The organism is Streptomyces sp. GESEQ-35 (assembly GCF_017948485.1).
Lineage (GTDB): Bacteria > Actinomycetota > Actinomycetes > Streptomycetales > Streptomycetaceae > Streptomyces.
In genome coordinates, this window is sequence record NZ_JAFFSX010000012.1 from 35,355 (window position 1) to 50,662 (window position 15,308).

The 15,308-nt window shown below is 69.9% G+C and carries 12 protein-coding genes and 1 pseudogene; 8 read left to right on the forward strand and 5 right to left on the reverse strand.

The features are described 5' to 3' along the window. Nucleotides 1–38 precede the first annotated feature (38 nt). Together KCH87_RS23445 and KCH87_RS23450 are read left to right on the forward strand one after the other, a co-directional pair. Nucleotides 39–1,757: an LCP family protein gene (locus tag KCH87_RS23445; RefSeq protein WP_210588185.1), complete on the forward strand. Its 1,719-nt coding sequence runs from the start codon at nucleotides 39–41 to the stop codon at nucleotides 1,755–1,757. A 31-nt stretch (nucleotides 1,758–1,788) separates the two neighbouring features. Continuing rightward, nucleotides 1,789–3,453 (forward strand): LCP family protein, encoded by a 1,665-nt coding sequence (locus KCH87_RS23450; RefSeq protein WP_210588186.1) that lies wholly within the window; start codon nucleotides 1,789–1,791, stop codon nucleotides 3,451–3,453. A gap of 10 nt (nucleotides 3,454–3,463) precedes the next feature. Here the strand turns inward: KCH87_RS23450 and KCH87_RS23455 are convergent, their stop codons facing one another. Beyond that, complete coding sequence (locus tag KCH87_RS23455; protein WP_210588187.1) at nucleotides 3,464–4,516, reverse strand: glycosyltransferase family 2 protein; 1,053 nt, start codon at nucleotides 4,514–4,516, stop codon at nucleotides 3,464–3,466. A gap of 241 nt (nucleotides 4,517–4,757) precedes the next feature. Here KCH87_RS23455 and KCH87_RS23460 point away from each other — a divergent pair, with 241 nt between their 5' ends. Further along, complete coding sequence (locus tag KCH87_RS23460) at nucleotides 4,758–6,116, forward strand: LCP family protein (RefSeq protein WP_374199028.1); 1,359 nt, start codon at nucleotides 4,758–4,760, stop codon at nucleotides 6,114–6,116. Between the two features lie 37 nt (nucleotides 6,117–6,153). Here KCH87_RS23460 and KCH87_RS23465 read toward each other — a convergent pair. Next, nucleotides 6,154–6,458: pseudogene (locus KCH87_RS23465) on the reverse strand (acyl-CoA thioesterase); the annotation flags it as partial. A 177-nt stretch (nucleotides 6,459–6,635) separates the two neighbouring features. Between KCH87_RS23465 and KCH87_RS23470 the strand changes: the two are divergent. Next, the gene (locus KCH87_RS23470) at nucleotides 6,636–7,910 is read left to right on the forward strand and encodes an LCP family protein (RefSeq protein WP_210588189.1); all 1,275 of its coding nucleotides are present in this window, start codon (nucleotides 6,636–6,638) and stop codon (nucleotides 7,908–7,910) included. Between the two features lie 63 nt (nucleotides 7,911–7,973). Here KCH87_RS23470 and KCH87_RS23475 read toward each other — a convergent pair whose 3' ends face one another. The 3 genes from KCH87_RS23475 to KCH87_RS23485 all read right to left on the reverse strand — a co-directional run bounded on the left by KCH87_RS23475 (nucleotide 7,974) and on the right by KCH87_RS23485 (nucleotide 10,540). Then, nucleotides 7,974–8,339, reverse strand: a complete 366-nt coding sequence (locus KCH87_RS23475) for a four-helix bundle copper-binding protein (protein WP_210588190.1) — start codon at nucleotides 8,337–8,339, stop codon at nucleotides 7,974–7,976. A 112-nt stretch (nucleotides 8,340–8,451) separates the two neighbouring features. Then, entirely contained in the window at nucleotides 8,452–9,243 is a 792-nt protein-coding gene (locus KCH87_RS23480; RefSeq protein ID WP_210588191.1) for an SAM-dependent methyltransferase, read from the reverse strand. A gap of 139 nt (nucleotides 9,244–9,382) precedes the next feature. Beyond that, nucleotides 9,383–10,540, reverse strand: coding sequence for an acyl-CoA dehydrogenase (locus tag KCH87_RS23485; RefSeq protein WP_210588192.1), 1,158 nt, complete (start codon nucleotides 10,538–10,540; stop codon nucleotides 9,383–9,385). A gap of 175 nt (nucleotides 10,541–10,715) precedes the next feature. Here KCH87_RS23485 and KCH87_RS23490 point away from each other — a divergent pair, with 175 nt between their 5' ends. The 4 genes from KCH87_RS23490 (at nucleotide 10,716) to KCH87_RS23505 (ending at nucleotide 15,299) form a co-directional block, all read left to right on the forward strand. Next, on the forward strand, nucleotides 10,716–12,059 hold the full coding sequence (locus KCH87_RS23490) for a UDP-glucose/GDP-mannose dehydrogenase family protein (protein WP_210588193.1): 1,344 nt from the start codon (nucleotides 10,716–10,718) through the stop codon (nucleotides 12,057–12,059). 250 nt (nucleotides 12,060–12,309) lie between these two features. Further along, a complete protein-coding gene (locus KCH87_RS23495) occupies nucleotides 12,310–12,942 on the forward strand; it encodes a hypothetical protein (protein ID WP_210588194.1) in 633 nt (210 codons plus the stop codon). Next, entirely contained in the window at nucleotides 12,939–14,285 is a 1,347-nt protein-coding gene (locus KCH87_RS23500) for a copper resistance protein CopC (protein WP_210588195.1), read from the forward strand. The genes KCH87_RS23495 and KCH87_RS23500 overlap by 4 nt, the downstream gene beginning before the upstream one ends. Nucleotides 14,286–14,312: 27 nt before the next feature. Next, complete coding sequence (locus KCH87_RS23505; protein ID WP_210588196.1) at nucleotides 14,313–15,299, forward strand: plastocyanin/azurin family copper-binding protein; 987 nt, start codon at nucleotides 14,313–14,315, stop codon at nucleotides 15,297–15,299. Nucleotides 15,300–15,308: the final 9 nt, after the last annotated feature.

Here is a 15,308-nt window from a genome sequence, read left to right on the forward strand (position 1 = left end):
AGGGCGCCGCGTGGCCCTGACGGAGGTTTCGGACAACCGTGGACGCGCAAAGCCGTGGGCGGGGGGACGACATCGATCCCGCAGACCAGTGGGTACTCAATCCGAACACCGGTGAATACGAGCTGCGACTGAGCCCTTCCGCTCCGCAGTCGTCGGTTCCCCGACCCCGTAAACCAGCGGCCGACGCGGGAGCAGGCGCTCCCCGTGGCCGTACCAGGTCCCCCGAGATCCCGCCGCAGCGCAGGCGCCGCGGGGTCCCGCCCGAGGAGCCGCTGCCCGGGCGGCGTGGGCGACGGCCGGCCAAGCAGCAGAAGTCGAAGGCGAAGAAGGCCGTGCTGTGGACCGGCGGCACCATGGCGTTCGTCCTGCTCGCCGCGGCGGGTGGCGGATACCTCTACCTCAGGCACCTGGAAGGCAACGTCTCGACGACGGACGTCGGCGACGCGGGCGCCAGCAACTTCAGCAAGGACGAGGCCTTCAACATCCTCATCGTCGGCACCGACAAGCGGACCGGTGCGGGCAACGAGAGCTACGGCGACACCGGCAGCGTCGGACACGCCGACACCACGATCCTGCTGCACGTCTCCAAGGACCGCTCGAACGCGACCGCGCTCAGCATCCCGCGTGACCTGATCGTCGACATCCCGGACTGTCCGACGACGAAGGAAGACGGCACCGAGACGGTCATACAGGGTCTCGAAGGCGCCCGCTTCAACCGGAGCCTCGGCGAGAACGGCCGGAACGCGGGCTGCACCATGCGCACCGTGAAGGCGGCCACGGGCATCCAGCCGGACCACTTCATGATGGCCGACTTCAACGCGGTGAAGACGCTGACCACGGCCGTGGACGGCGTCGAGGTCTGTGTGGAGAACGCGGTCGACGACGACAAGTCGAAGCTGGTGCTGCCCGCGGGCAAGTCGACGGTCGAGGGCGAGCAGGCCCTCGCCTTCCTCCGCACCCGGAAGGCCTTCGGCAACAGCGGCGACCTCGACCGCATCAAGGTGCAGCAGCAGTTCCTGGGCTCGCTGATGCGCAAGATGGCCTCCGGCAACACGCTCACCAACCCCGCCAAGCTGCTGAAGCTGGCCGAGGCCGCCACCAAGGCGCTGACCGTGGACGAGCCGATCGGCAACGTCAACACGCTCAAGGACATCGCCCTGGAGCTGAAGAAGGTGCCGACGAAGAACATCACCTTCACCACGATCCCGGTGGTGGACAACCCCGCCGAGAAGGTCAAGGTGACGGTGGTCGTCGACGACACGAGGGCGCCCCAGGTCTTCGACATGATCCAGAACGACATCTCCTTCACCGAGGTCAAGGCGCAGCAGAAGAAGGAGGCCGCCGCGGTCGCCGCCCGGCTGAAGGGCACCAAGGCCGACGCCTCCGAGGTGCGGGTGCAGGTCCTCAACGGCGGTGCCGCCGCCGGCAGCGCGCAGGCACAGCTGGCCTACCTACAGACCGAGGCGGGCGTGACCAAGTCGGAAAACGCAGGCAACGCCGAGGCAACGCTGGCGAAAACCACTCTGGAGTACGCTCCCGACCAGGCGGACCAGGCGCGTCGGCTCGCCGACATCATGGGTCTGTCCGGTTCGGCGATGAAGCCGGGCCAGAGCGTGGAGAACTCCCAGGGCCTGCCGACGATGACACTCACCCTGGGCAAGGACTTCAAGGGCGCGGGCGTGAAGCTCAACTCCGCCTCGGTGGCGACGCCGGACGTGGAGAAGTCCACTGCCGACAAGGTCCAGTGCGCCAGTTGAGGCTTTAGGGGCAACCTCACGGGCCCGTCGTATGTCTCCAGGACATACGGCGGGCCTGTGTGTGGCGCCGGTGTGGGCGCAAGGGGTGGGGAGGGCTCGGAAGTTGACGCAGAACAGTGTTCGGGAAGCCGTACCGGCCGCCGAGGGGGACGGCGGGCGGGACGCGGAGGGTGACGGCCGGCACGGCACCCGCCCGCCGCGCCGGGGACGCCGTGTGCTCCGGTGGTCGGCGGTGACCCTCGCGGTCCTCATACTGGGCGCGTCCGGCGCCGGATACCTCTACTACCGTCATCTGAACGGCAACATCAAGCAGGACGAGCTGAACCTGGGCGACAACAAGGTCGCCGAGCCGACGCCGAACTCCGCGGGCCAGACCCCGCTGAACATCCTGATCATCGGCTCCGACGCACGGGACACCGAGGAGAACCAGAAACTCGGCGGCGCCCGGGAGACATTCGGCGGTACTCCGCTGGCCGACGTGCAGATGCTGGTGCACCTGTCGGCCGACCGCTCCAACATGTCGGTCGTCAGCATGCCGCGCGACACCCTCGTCCGGATCCCGAAGTGCACCGACCCCGACGACGGCGAGACCTACGAGGCGAGCGACGGCCGGGTGATGACCAACCAGAGCCTCGGTCACGGCGGTCCCGGCTGCACGGTGGCCACCTGGCAGGAGCTCACCGGCATCCACATCGACCACTTCATGATGGTCGACTTCGCGGGCGTGGTGTCGATGGCGGACGCCATAGGCGGCGTCCCGGTGTGCGTGGACGCCAACATCTACTCGAAGGACAGCCAGGGCCATGGCTCCGGTCTGAAGCTGAAGGAGGGCACGCATCCGGTGCAGGGCGAGCAGGCCCTTCAGTGGCTGCGCACGCGCTACGGCTTCGAGGACGGCAGCGACCTCGCCCGTGCCAAGGCCCAGCACATGTACATGAACTCGATGGTCCGGGTGCTGCGGGAGAACGCCACGCTGAGCAACCCGAACAAGCTGCGCCGGCTTGCCGAGCGGGCCACCGCGGCCATCACGGTCGACCCGGGTCTGGGCACCGTCAAGGCGCTCTACGACCTCAGCAACGAGCTGCGGAAGGTGGAGCCGAAGCGCATCACGATGACCACGATGCCCAACCGCCTCGTGGGCGCGCGCGTGGAGCCGACGGACGACGCCGAGCAGCTCTTCCGGCTGGTGCGCGAGGACATCGCACTGGACGGCAAGGACGCGAAGAAGACGCCGGAGGAGAAGGCCGCCGCGACCGAGAAGGCGTCGTCCGACGACCCGGCGGCCCCCGACTCCGACATCGCGGTCCTGGTCCAGAACGGCACCGGCACCGACACCCTCGCCGCGGAGAACGGCCGAGCGCGCGCCGTCACCAACCTGCTCGTCGGGAAGGGCTTCGACCAGGCGATCGCCGACCCGGGCGCTTCGGAGAGCGAGGACACGACACTCGTCCGCTACCCGAGCGCCGATCTCAAGGGCGACGCCCAGGCCGTCGCCAAGTCCCTCGGAATTCCGCTGAGTTCGGTCGAGCAGTCGACGGCCGTCTCCGGTGTCACGCTCGTCGTGGGTGCGGACTGGCGCGAGGGTACGACGTACAAGGCGGCGGAGGTCGACAACACGACGCCCGACTCGGCAGAGGCCCTCAACGGCGCGGACGACGAGGCCTGTATGCACGTGAACCCGGCGTTCACCTGGTGACGACCGCCGGTCAGCTCTGGCCGGCGTCCACCCGCACCGCGGGGCGCCGGCTCGCGATCACCTTGCGGGCCAGCGAGCGGGGACTGGTCAGGAAGCCCCAGCCCCACGACATGTGCATGGTGGCGAGCGCGACGGGGATCTCCAGCCGTGCCTTCAGCGGCAGCCCCCTGCCCGCGGGGACGGAGCCGAGGGCGATCGCCGCGAGATAGCCGCCGGGGACGACAAAGCCCCACGGCGTCACCAGCGCGCCCACGACCACACCCGCCGCGATGGCGCACACCGCGGTCGGCGGGGCGAGGTAGCGCAGGTTGATGGAGCCCTCGTGGTAGCGGGCGACGACGTGCCGCCAGCGGCCGTAGTTCCGGTACTGCTTCGCGAGCTCGCGCATGTTCGGCCGCGGCCGGTACGACACCTTCAGCTCGGGCGAGAACCAGATCAGCCCGCCCGCCTCCCGGATCCGGAAGTTGAGCTCCCAGTCCTGGGCGCGGATGAACTCCTCGTTGTAGCCGCCCTGTTGCTCCAGCGCCTCGCGCCGGAAGACACCGAGGTAGACGGTCTCGGCCTGCTGTGCCTCGCCGCCCGTGTGGAAGGCCGCGTTGCCGACGCCGATCCTGGAGGTCATCGCGGCGGCGACCGCGTGCTCCCAGTCGTTCTCGCCCTCGGCGTGCATGATGCCGCCGACGTTCTGCGCGCCGGTCTCCTCCAGGAGCCGGACGGCGGTGGCGATGTAGTTCGGCGAGAGCATGCCGTGCCCGTCGACGCGGACGACGATCGGATGGCGGGAGGCCTTGATCGCGGCGTTCAGCGCGGCGGGCGTGCGGCCGGTGGGGTTCGGAACGGTGTGTACACGCTTGCTTTGAAAAGACGCGGTTTCGGCCACGAGTTCGGCGGCGATCTCGTCCGTGCGGTCCGTGGACGGACCGAGGGCGATCACGACCTCCATCTCGCCGGCGTACTCCTGCGCGAGGATCGCTTGGACGGCTCCGCGCAGATGCCGCTCCTCGTTGAGGACGGGCATGATCACGGACACGGCGGGGAGCTGCACGTCGGACTTGGCGTTCATAGGGGGCTCACGTTACCGCGAACGGGGGACACCGATGCGCCCCGCCGGTGGCGGTGCCCCGGGCCACAGATCGTATCGGCCTACGGTGTCACGGATCCCACACGCAGCCCACCGTACGGCCCCAGCGGAGGTTCCTCCCTTGCCCACGCCGCCTCGGTCCAAAGCCCGGACGCAGCGCCGCCCCCAGCCGGCACCCCGTGCGCCGCAGCCGCCCGTACGGCGGAGCAAGCCCCGCTGGGCCATGCGGGTGGTGACCACGCTGTCCGTGGTGGTCCTCGCCTCCGCCGGCATCGGGCACTCGGTGATCACGAGCCTCGACGACGACATCGCCCGGGTGGACCCCTTCAAGGACATGAAGAACCGTCCGCAGGCCGGTCACGGCATGAACGTGCTGCTGGTCGGCACCGACGGCCGCGAGAAGATCGGCGAGGCCGAGCGGCGCAGATACCGGCTGGGCGGCGCGCCCTGCAACTGCACCGACACGATCATGATCGTGCACATCTCGGAGGACCGGGAGCGGGCGAGCGTGGTGAGCCTGCCGCGCGACTCCTACGCGGAGACGCCCCCGCACGTCGACACGACCACCGGCGAGCGGCACCACGGCCACCCCCTCAAGATCAACGCGGCGTACGCGGAGGGCGGGCCGCAGCTGACGGTGCGGACCGTCGAGCACATGACCCACGTGAAGATCGACCACTACCTGGAGGTCGACTTCACCAGCTTCATGCGGACCGTGGACGTGCTCGGCGGCGTGCAGATCTGCCTCGCCGAGCCGATGAACGACTCGTACACCGGACTCGACCTGCCCGCGGGCACCCACCGGCTGAAGGGCGGCCAGGCGCTTCAGTTCGTCCGCTCCCGGCATGTCGACGGGGCCTCCGACCTCGGCCGGATGAAGCGGCAGCAGCGGTTCATGGCCGCGATGGTCGACCAGGCGACGTCGTCCGGGGTGCTGCTGAACCCGATGAAGTTCCGGGACGTGACCCGGGCGGTGCTCGGGTCCGTGCGCGCCGACAAGGGCTTCGGCGCGGGCGAGCTGATCGGCCTCGGGCGGGCGATGCGGAACTTCTCCCCCTCCTCGTCCGAGTTCACGACCGTGCCGATCGGGCAGATGGGGTACGCCGTGAAGGATGTCGGTTCCACGCTGAAGTGGGATTCGGCCGGGGCGGGCCGGATCTTCCAGGCCCTGCGCGACGACAGACCGCTGGCCGCGGAGCGTCCGAAGAGCAGGGCCGTGCGCGTGGACGTGGCCCCGAAGCAGATCCGCGTCCAGGTGGAGAACGGGTCGCCCACCTCGGGGCTCGGCACCCGGGCGGACCGGCAACTGGCGGCGGCCGGGTTCCTGACGACGCGGCAGCCGGTGACGTCGCGGGAAGCCGTGAAGCGGACGGTGGTGGCCTACGACCCGCGCTGGGACCGGTCCGCGAAGTCGCTGGCCGCCGCGCTGCCCGGCAGCGAGCTGCGCGCGGTCAAGGGGCAGGGGCCGCAGCTGAAGGTGATCGTCGGACCGGACTTCCGGGAGGTGCGGAAGGTCCGGGCCGAGGATCCGGATCAGACGGAGTCCGGGGTGGTGCGGGGGGACGAGGCGAAGTGCACGTGACGGTCGGGGCCGGTCCTCGTGTACGTAACAGCCGGGATCAGTCCTCGATGCCCTCTGCCGCCCGCCGCGCAAGCCGGTGGGTGCGGCGGATCCGGGCCTCCTGGTAACGCCGCTTGTTGTCGGCGGCGACGGCGAAGACGAGGTAGGCCCAGCCGACCTGGGTGGACGGGGTGGATTCGTTCCACCGCTCGGCCGGCACCCGCACACCGACCTCCATCGACGTCCGGCCGGTCCAGTTGACCTGGGCCTTCATCACATGGACCAGGTCGCCCACGCGGACCGACCGGCCACCGCACCCGCGGCGTCAGCGGCCAGCTTCATGATCACACCGCCGTGCACCGTGCAGCTTGCCCGGAAAGGCCGGGGTGTCGGATTCCGTGGCGCTGGCCTGGTCTGTCACGACCCCCACCTTATGCCGACTCGACATGCGCGGACTTTGTGTCAGATTCGCAACAGCCGCGCCCTTATTTTCCGACGAACCTTGTAAGCCACACAGTGCAGACCTGCACACTGGGGCGCATGAGCGATTGGCCCGGAGCAAGGTCCGACGAGAACCGCGGCAGCCGGTACGGACGCGGCAGCGCGAGCGCACAGCCTGAGGGCCCGCGCGTGATGCGGCAGGTGCGCCGCGGTCCGGCGGCACCGCCCGGGCAGGGCGCGTACGGCGGCGGGGTCCCGCAGCAGCAGTCGTACGTCAATGGCGGTTACACGGACGACGGCTACGACAGCGGCTACAACACCGGCCAGGTCTACGGCTCCCCCGGCGGCGGAGGGCCGGGCGGCCCGGACGACCCGTACGACCAGCGGCCCCGGCCGAACTGGCGGCGCCGTATCAAGTGGACGGCGATCACGCTGGTGACGCTGTTCGTCGTGGTGTCCGTCGGCACGTACTTCTGGGCCGACTCCAAGCTCAACCGCGATGTCGACCTGTCGAAGGTGATCGACCGGCCGGAGGCGGGCGAGGGTACGAACTACCTGATCGTCGGCTCCGACAGCCGTGCGGGCATGTCCGCGGAGGAGAAGAAGGAACTCCACACCGGCTCCGCCGAGGGCAAGCGCACGGACTCGATGATGGTCCTGCACACCGGCGACAACGGCCCGACGCTCATCTCGCTGCCCCGTGACTCGGACGTGGAGATCCCGACCTTCGTCGGCTCCGAGTCCGGCAAGACGTACGAGGGCACGGGCCGGCACGTGAAGCTGAACGCGGCCTACGCGGAGGACGGACCCGAGCTCCTCGTCCGGACGGTGGAGGCCAACATGGGCCTGCACATCGACCACTACGTCGAGATCGGCTTCGCGGGCTTCGCCAACATCGTGGACTCGGTGGGCGGCGTCGAGATCGAGATCCCCAAGGGCGGGATGAAGGACACCAAGTCCGGCGCCGACTTCGAGGCGGGCAAGCAGACCCTGAACGGCGAGCAGGCCCTGGCCTTCGTCCGCACCCGGTACGCCCTCGCGGGCAGCGACCTGGACCGTACGAAGAACCAGCAGAAGTTCCTCGCGGCCCTGGCCAACCAGACCGCGACGCCGAGCACGGTCCTCAACCCCTTCAAGCTCTACCCGACGATGGGCGCGGGCCTCGACACCCTCATCGTCGACAAGGACATGGGCCTGTTCGACCTGGCCGACATGTTCTGGGCCATGAAGGGCGTCACCGGCGGCGACGGCAAGTCCATGAACATGCCGATCTCCGGCTCCTCGGGCGGCAACCTCGTCTGGGACGAGGCCAAGGTCAAGACGCTGGTCAGCCAGCTGAACAACGACGAGACGGTCACCGTCTCCGGCAACTGACGGGCACGGCACACGCGATCAGGGGCACCCCGAGGGGTGCCCCTGATCGCGTTCAGGCGGGTGTCACATCCTGGCGCCGGCCATCGCGCGACAGCTCTCGGCACAGCGACGACACGCCTCGGCGCAGCGCATCATCTGGGGGTCGTCCGGCATGGACATACACGCCTCGGCGCACATGTCGCAGGCCTTGGCGCACATCGCGCACATCTCGGCCGACATGGGCGAGCGGCGCATCATCATGTCCGCGCACATACGGGTCGTCTCGGCGCAGTCCATGAGCGCGCGCATGATCTGCATCTGGGCCTGACCGCCCATCTGCATGCAGGAGCTCATGGTCTCCTCGCACATGCTGTGGCACGTCATGCACGCCTCGACGCAGTCCTGCATCTCCTTGCTCATCGCGGTCATGGTCGTGGACTGCTGCTGCATGATTCCTCCTCGGAGTCGCGGGGCCCGGAGTCGGACCCTCGCCCCTCCGTCGTACGCCCCTCTGCGCGCCCCCGCCACGGGACGGACGTACGTATTCCGCCAGTCGTGCCGATTACGGCTTCCTGCCCACCCCGCCGAAGTGGGTGACGTCGGCGGTCTCCGCGTCCGCGGCGTCGGGTCGCCAGCGGGAACAGGTCAGGATGCCGGGCTCCAGGACCTCGACGTCCTCGAAGAACCGGACGAGGTCGGTGCGGCTGCGCAGGGTCATCGGTGCCGTTCCCGTCCCGTTCCAGTAGTCCACGGCCGCGGTCATCGCCTCGCCGTCGACCTCGGTGGTGGGGTGGGAGACGACCAGGTAGCTGCCGGAGGGTACGGCGTCCAGCAGCCGGCGCACGACGGAGGCGGCCTCGTCGGTGCGCAGGACGAAGTTCAGGATGCCCAGCATCGTGATGGCGACGGGACGGCTGAAGTCCAGCGTGCGGGCGGCCTCGCCGAGGATCGCCTCGGGGTCGTGCACATCGCCCTCGACGAAGACGGCGGCCCCCTCCGGCGTGCTGTTCAGCAGTGCGTGGGCGTGCGCGAAGACGAGCGGGTCGTTGTCCACGCAGACGATCCGGCACGACGGATCCACCCGCTGGGCGATCTCGTGGGTGTTGTCGGTGGTGGGCAGCCCGGTCCCGATGTCCAGGAACTGCCGGATCCCGGCCTCGCCGGCGAGATACCGCACCGCACGCGCCAGAAACCGCCGGTCCGCGACCGCCGACCGCGGCAGCGCCGGTACGAGCGACAGGATCCGGTCGCCGACCTCGGCATCGACGGGGTAGTGCCCCATACCGCCGAGCCAGTAGTTCCAGATCCGCGCAGAGTGCGACACATCGGTGCGGAACCGAGAGGAGCCAATCATGGGACCAAGTTAAGGCCGAAAAGGCACCCATGAGGGTCCCTCGCGGACTTTTCCTGACGATCGACGTGCGTTATGACCACAGCCCCCGGCTCCGTTCCGGGGGCTGTGGCCGTTCCGACGAGGTCCCGCCGAGGTCCCGCTAGGGGAGATTCCTGGCCATCACGATGCGCTGGACCTGGTTCGTGCCTTCGTAGATCTGCGTGATCTTGGCGTCGCGCATCATGCGCTCGACCGGATAGTCACGCGTGTAGCCGTAGCCACCCAGCAGTTGGACCGCGTCCGTCGTGACCTCCATCGCGACGTCCGAGGCGAAGCACTTGGCCGCGGCGCCCTGGAAGGTGAGGTCGCTGTCGCCGCGCTCCGACTTGGCCGCCGCCGCGTACGTCAGCTGACGGGCGGCCTCGATCTTCATGGCCATGTCCGCGAGCATGAACTGAATGCCCTGGAACTCGGCGATCGGCTTGCCGAACTGCTTGCGCTCCTGGACATAGCCCTTGGCGTAGTCGAGGGCGCCCTGCGCGATGCCGAGGGCCTGGGCGGCGATGGTGATGCGGGTGTGGTCGAGGGTCTTCATCGCCGTCGCGAAGCCGGTGCCCTCCTCGCCGATCATGCGGTCCGCGGGGATGCGAACGTTGTCGAGGTAGACCTCGCGGGTGGGGCTGCCCTTGATGCCGAGCTTCTTCTCGGGGGCGCCGAAGGAGACGCCGGCGTCCGACTTCTCGACCACGAAGGCCGAGATGCCCTTCGAGCGCTTCGTGGGGTCCGTCACGGCCATCACCGTGTAGTACTCGGACTCGCCCGCGTTCGTGATCCAGCGCTTCACGCCGTTCAGGACGTAGTGGTCGCCGTCGCGGACCGCCTTCGTCTTCATGCCGGCCGCGTCGGAGCCCGCGTCGGGCTCGGAGAGGCAGTACGAGAACATCCCGTCGCCCTTGGCGAGCGGTGTCATGTACTTCTTCTTCAGGTCCTCGGAGCCGGAGAGGATCACCGGGAGCGAGCCCAGCTTGTTCACGGCGGGGATGAGGGAGGAGGACGCGCAGACGCGCGCCACCTCCTCGATCACGATCACGGTGGCCAGCGCGTCCGCGCCCGCGCCGCCGTACGACTCGGGTACGTGTACGGCGTGCAGGTCGCTGGCGACCAGCGCGTCCAGGGCCTCCTGCGGGAAGCGGGCCTCCTCGTCCACCGCGGCGGCGTACGGCGCGATCTTCGCCTCGGCCAGGGAGCGGATGGCGTCACGGAGCATGTCGTGCTCCTCGGACGGGCGGTACAGGTCGAAATCAGCCGATCCGGCCAAGGTCTCTCACGCTCCAAAGCTGTGATGCTGGCGCTAATTACCGTTAAGTAACCCAAATTTTAGAGGGCGGCCCACGGGACGGGTACGTGAGCTTGGCGACAGCGGGAAAGCTGCCCGTCAGACCCTCCGACTATGCTCGGCCCCGCACTGCCGACCAACCCTCCTGGAGCACCCCATGGCCCTCAAGATCACCGTGATCGGCACCGGCTATCTCGGCGCCACACACGCCGCGGCCATGGCCGAGCTGGGGTTCGAGGTACTGGGCCTGGACGTCGTGCCCGAGAAGATCGAGATGCTCCAGCGGGGCGCGGTCCCGATGTACGAGCCGGGTCTTGAGGAACTGCTGCGCAAGCATGTGGCGGGGATCGAGGGGTCCTCCGGCCGGCTGCGCTTCACCATGGACTGGGCCGAGGTGGCCGCGTTCGGCGACGTCCACTTCGTGTGCGTGAACACCCCGCAGCGGCACGGCGACTACGCGGCCGACATGAGTTACGTCGACAGCGCCTTCGAGCTGCTCGCCCCGCACCTCACCGGCCCCGCCCTCGTCGTCGGCAAGTCCACCGTCCCCGTCGGCTCCGCCGAGCGCCTCGCCGACTACCTCGCCGAGCACGCGCCGGCCGGCGCGGACGCGGAGCTGGCCTGGAACCCGGAGTTCCTGCGCGAGGGCTTCGCCGTCGAGGACACCCTGCATCCGGACCGGCTCGTCGTCGGCGTACACAGTGAGCGGGCGGAGAAGCTGCTGCGCGAGGTGTACGCCACACCGGTCGCCGAGGGCACGCCCTTCGTCGTCACCGACTTCCCGACCGCCGAGCTGGTGAAGACCTCCGCGAACTCCTTCCTGGCGACCAAGATCTCCTTCATCAACGCCATGGCGGAGGTCTGCGAGGCGGCGGGCGGCGATGTCGCCAAGCTCGCCGAGGCGATCGGGTACGACGACCGGATCGGCAAGAAGTTCCTGCGCGCCGGGATCGGCTTCGGCGGCGGCTGTCTGCCCAAGGACATCCGGGCGTTCATGGCGCGCGCCGGTGAGCTGGGGGCGGACCAGGCGCTGACCTTCCTGCGCGAGATCGACTCCATCAACATGCGGCGCCGCGGCCAGATGGTCGAGATGGCGCGGGAGGCGCTAGGCGGCGGCTCCTTCCTCGGCAAGCGGGTCGCCGTGCTCGGCGCCAGCTTCAAGCCCGACTCGGACGACGTCCGCGACTCGCCCGCGCTGAACGTCGCCGGGCAGATACACCTCCAGGGCGGCCAGGTCACGGTGTACGACCCGAAGGGCATGGACAACGCCCGCAGGCTCTTCCCGACGCTCGGGTACGCGGACACCGCCGTCGACGCCGTCCGGGGCGCCGACGTCGTCCTGCACCTCACCGAGTGGCGCGAGTTCCGCGAGCTGGACCCGGCCGCGCTGGGCGAGGTCGCCAACGCCCGCGTGCTGCTCGACGGGCGCAACGCGCTCGACCCGGAGCTGTGGCGGCGGGACGGATGGTCGTACCGGGCGATGGGGCGGCCGACGGCTTAAGTGCCGCAAACGGGGTTCGAAATTCAATTCGAGCAATGTGAGGGAATTTCCATGCCCTCAACCCGAATTCTTCACGGTCGCATTGCGCGTATTGACATCGGTGTAGCCCCATCTCACAAGGCACCCCCACCCGAAAGAGAGCCAGGCAACAAGCGCTTAACTGCCGTGTAGCCATGCGGAATCCGCGCCACCCCCCAATGGTCCACATTCGCTGACCGGAATGACCGGACCATGCCAGGAGTGAGTGATCATGCCCTTGTTCCGCAGGGCGCAGTGGCCGAGGGACCACCGGGACGAGTTCGTCGCCGGAGCTCTCGTCGGGGCGGTGGTGATCGTGCTCGGCTATGCGTCGGGCATCGGGCCGTCCTCCGCCCCCGGCGCCGTCGAGGCCGCCGCTCCCCCCTCGTCGCCGCCCGCGGCCACGGCCCCGCCGAGCGGCGCGACATCCGCTCCCGGGGACTCCGCACCCGGGGTTCCGGGCACCGAGGTACCAGCGGGCAGCGGGGTGATACCGGCGCCCGGAGGAAGCGGCGCGCACACCGGGCACGACAGCGGCGCGGGGCACACCGGCGACGGCTCCGGACACGACCACACCGCCTCGCCCGACCCCGGCACCACGCCCGCCCCCGTCCCGTCCCCGTCCGGCTCCGCGTCCACGGAGCCACCGCAGGGGGACGACACCTGCGAGGACGGCGAGGTACGCCTCGTGGAACCGCTCCTCACCGGCCTCACCGAGCCGTTGTTCGGCCTCCTCAACGGCACGGACGACAGCACGGACGACGAGACCCCCGAGCCCGCCGCCTCCCCCTGTGTCGGACTCGTCGCCCCCACCGGCCTGCTCGGCATCACCAGCGCCTCCCCGCTGCCGGAGGCCACCCCGTGACCCGCACGACCCGCCGTCGCGCCCTCCTCCTGCTCCTCCTCACGCCGCTTCTGTACGGCCTGTTCGGCGCGGCCCCCGCCGCCGCCCACACCGAGCTGGTCCGCTCGACGCCCAAGGACGGCGCGGAACTCACCAAGGCCCCCGACCACCTCACCCTCGTCTTCGACGTACCCGTCGACCACGCCGACGTCCGCGCCATGACGCTCGACGGCGACCGGCTCCCCGTGGCCCGTGCGCCGCGGGGCGGCACCGACACCGTGCGGGTGTCCCTCGGCAGTCCCCCGGACGGCGAACTCGCCGTCGTCTGGTCCGTCGTCGACGAGGAGGACGGCCACGCCTCCTCCGGCCGGCTCACCTTCACCGTCGGCGATCAGACCGCGGCGGGGACTGCGGCCGCCCAGAACCGCGGCGACGAGGCCACCGCACCGTCCCCCTCACCCCTGGTGCGGAAGAGCCTCGTCGCCGCTCGCTGGGCCGGCTATCTCTCGCTGGCCCTGTTCATCGGTGGGCTCGCCTTCGTCGCGCTGCTCTGGCCGCGCGGCGCGGACGAACCCCGGGCACGGGCGCTGCTCACACTGGCCTGGGCGTGCGGGCTGCTGTCGACGGTCGCAGCGATCGGACTCCAGGGCGCGTACGCCGCCTTCGGCGGCCTGAGGGACGTACTGCGCCCGGCGACCTACGCCGACGTCCTCACCACCGAGCCCGGCATCGCACTCGCCGCCCGCGGCCTGCTGTGGGTGCTCGCGGCCGTGGTGCTGGGCGCGCTGCTCCAGGGCGGTGCGGGCACGTCCCGCTCACCGGGCTGGCGCGTGGGCGCCTTCGCCGTGGCCCTGGGCCTGCTCCGTACGACCGGTATGCGGGGCCACAACTCCGAGGGCAGCGAGCCGACCTGGGGCGCGATCGCCGATCTCGTCCACCTCCTCGGCGCCGCCCTGTGGATCGGCGGCCTGGCGATGCTCACGCTGGCCGTACTGCCGCGCCGCGAGCCCGGCGAACTGGCGGCGGTGGTGCCCGGCTACTCACGGCTCGCGGCCGTCTCCGTCGCCGCGATCGCCGCCGCCGGGCTGGTGCTGGCCTGGCAGGTCGTGGGGTCGTACGACGCCCTGCTGCACACCTCGTACGGGCAGTTGCTGCTGATCAAGACGGCCGTGCTCGGTGCCGTCCTGCTGGCCGCCCAGTGCAGCCGCCAGTGGGTGCGCACCCGCCTCGATCTCGCCGTGCTGCTGCGCGGCGACGCCGCCACCGTGCGGCCCTTCGGTTTCTCGGTCGCGGCGGAGACGGGGCTCGTCCTCGTCGTACTCGCCGTGACGAGTCTGCTGGTCACGGCCGATCCCGGCCGCTGAACTCCCCTAGAAACAATAGGAGTTGAAGTGAAAAGTAGTAACGAGACCGGCGATCGGCGGCGCAGGCCGCCGGTCGGGAACCGGTCCCTGCTCGTCGCGGGACTCGGCGCGGCTCTGGCAGCCGTCCTCAGCCTCGGGCTGCTGAGCGCGGCCTCGGGCTCCACGACGGCAGCCTCCCAGGAGGAAGCGGGCGCGGCTCAGGCGCCCGTGGCCGCCGCTGCCGAGGCCCAGCCCGCCGCTGCCGCCGCCGCGGACCACCAGGTCGACATCATGAGTTACAAGTACGGCGACGGGAAGCAGCTCGTCGTCGAGGTCGGCCAGACGGTCCAGTGGACCAACCACGACAGCGCGCCGCACACGGTCACCACGACGAAGGCCCCGGTGGCCTTCGACTCGGGGTCACTCCAGCAGGGCGACTCGTGGTCGTACACCTTCACCAAGGCCGGGACCTACGAGTACTACTGCGCGGTGCACCCGGACATGGTGTCGTCGGTGAAGGTCGTCGAGCCGTCCGACGGTGGCGGATCGACGCCCACGCCCACCGCCACGCCGACATCGACCCCCACCGCCACACCCACGGCGACGCCGACCGCCACCCCGACCACCGGGCCGACGGCCACCCCGACGGCCACCGGCGGCACCGGTGACGGCGGCGACGAGCAGTGCGCCAGCGTCCAGAACGTGCTGCTGCCGATCCTCCAGCACCTCTACTCGGCGCACCTGGAGCGGTCCCCGGGGCAGCAGGTGCAGGACGCGCTGGCGCTCGACTCGTACATCAAGATGCACACGGTGTGGGTCGAGAGCATCCTCAAGCCGGCCATCGAGGGCGGCAGTTCGGTGCTCGACAACACGCTCAGCACGCTCCTTGCACACATCAACTCCGCCCACCTGGAGGAGTCGCTCGGGCAGCAGATCACCGATCTGCTCGACATCGACAGCTACGTGAAGATGCACACCGTCTGGGCCGAGCACATGCTCACCCCCACCACGGACTTCCTCACCACCAGCTGCTGACCCGCCCCC

Excerpts from the sequence above, each read along its gene's own strand:
- KCH87_RS23450 (WP_210588186.1), top strand. The coding sequence starts at position 1,789 with ATGTCTCCAGGACATACGGCGGGCCTGTGTGTGGCGCCGGTGTGGGCG.
- KCH87_RS23455 (WP_210588187.1), bottom strand. The coding sequence starts at position 4,516 with ATGAACGCCAAGTCCGACGTGCAGCTCCCCGCCGTGTCCGTGATCATG.
- KCH87_RS23460 (WP_374199028.1), top strand. The coding sequence starts at position 4,758 with ATGCGGGTGGTGACCACGCTGTCCGTGGTGGTCCTCGCCTCCGCCGGC.
- KCH87_RS23470 (WP_210588189.1), top strand. The coding sequence starts at position 6,636 with ATGAGCGATTGGCCCGGAGCAAGGTCCGACGAGAACCGCGGCAGCCGG.
- KCH87_RS23475 (WP_210588190.1), bottom strand. The coding sequence starts at position 8,339 with ATGCAGCAGCAGTCCACGACCATGACCGCGATGAGCAAGGAGATGCAG.
- KCH87_RS23480 (WP_210588191.1), bottom strand. The coding sequence starts at position 9,243 with ATGATTGGCTCCTCTCGGTTCCGCACCGATGTGTCGCACTCTGCGCGG.
- KCH87_RS23490 (WP_210588193.1), top strand. The coding sequence starts at position 10,716 with ATGGCCCTCAAGATCACCGTGATCGGCACCGGCTATCTCGGCGCCACA.
- KCH87_RS23495 (WP_210588194.1), top strand. The coding sequence starts at position 12,310 with ATGCCCTTGTTCCGCAGGGCGCAGTGGCCGAGGGACCACCGGGACGAG.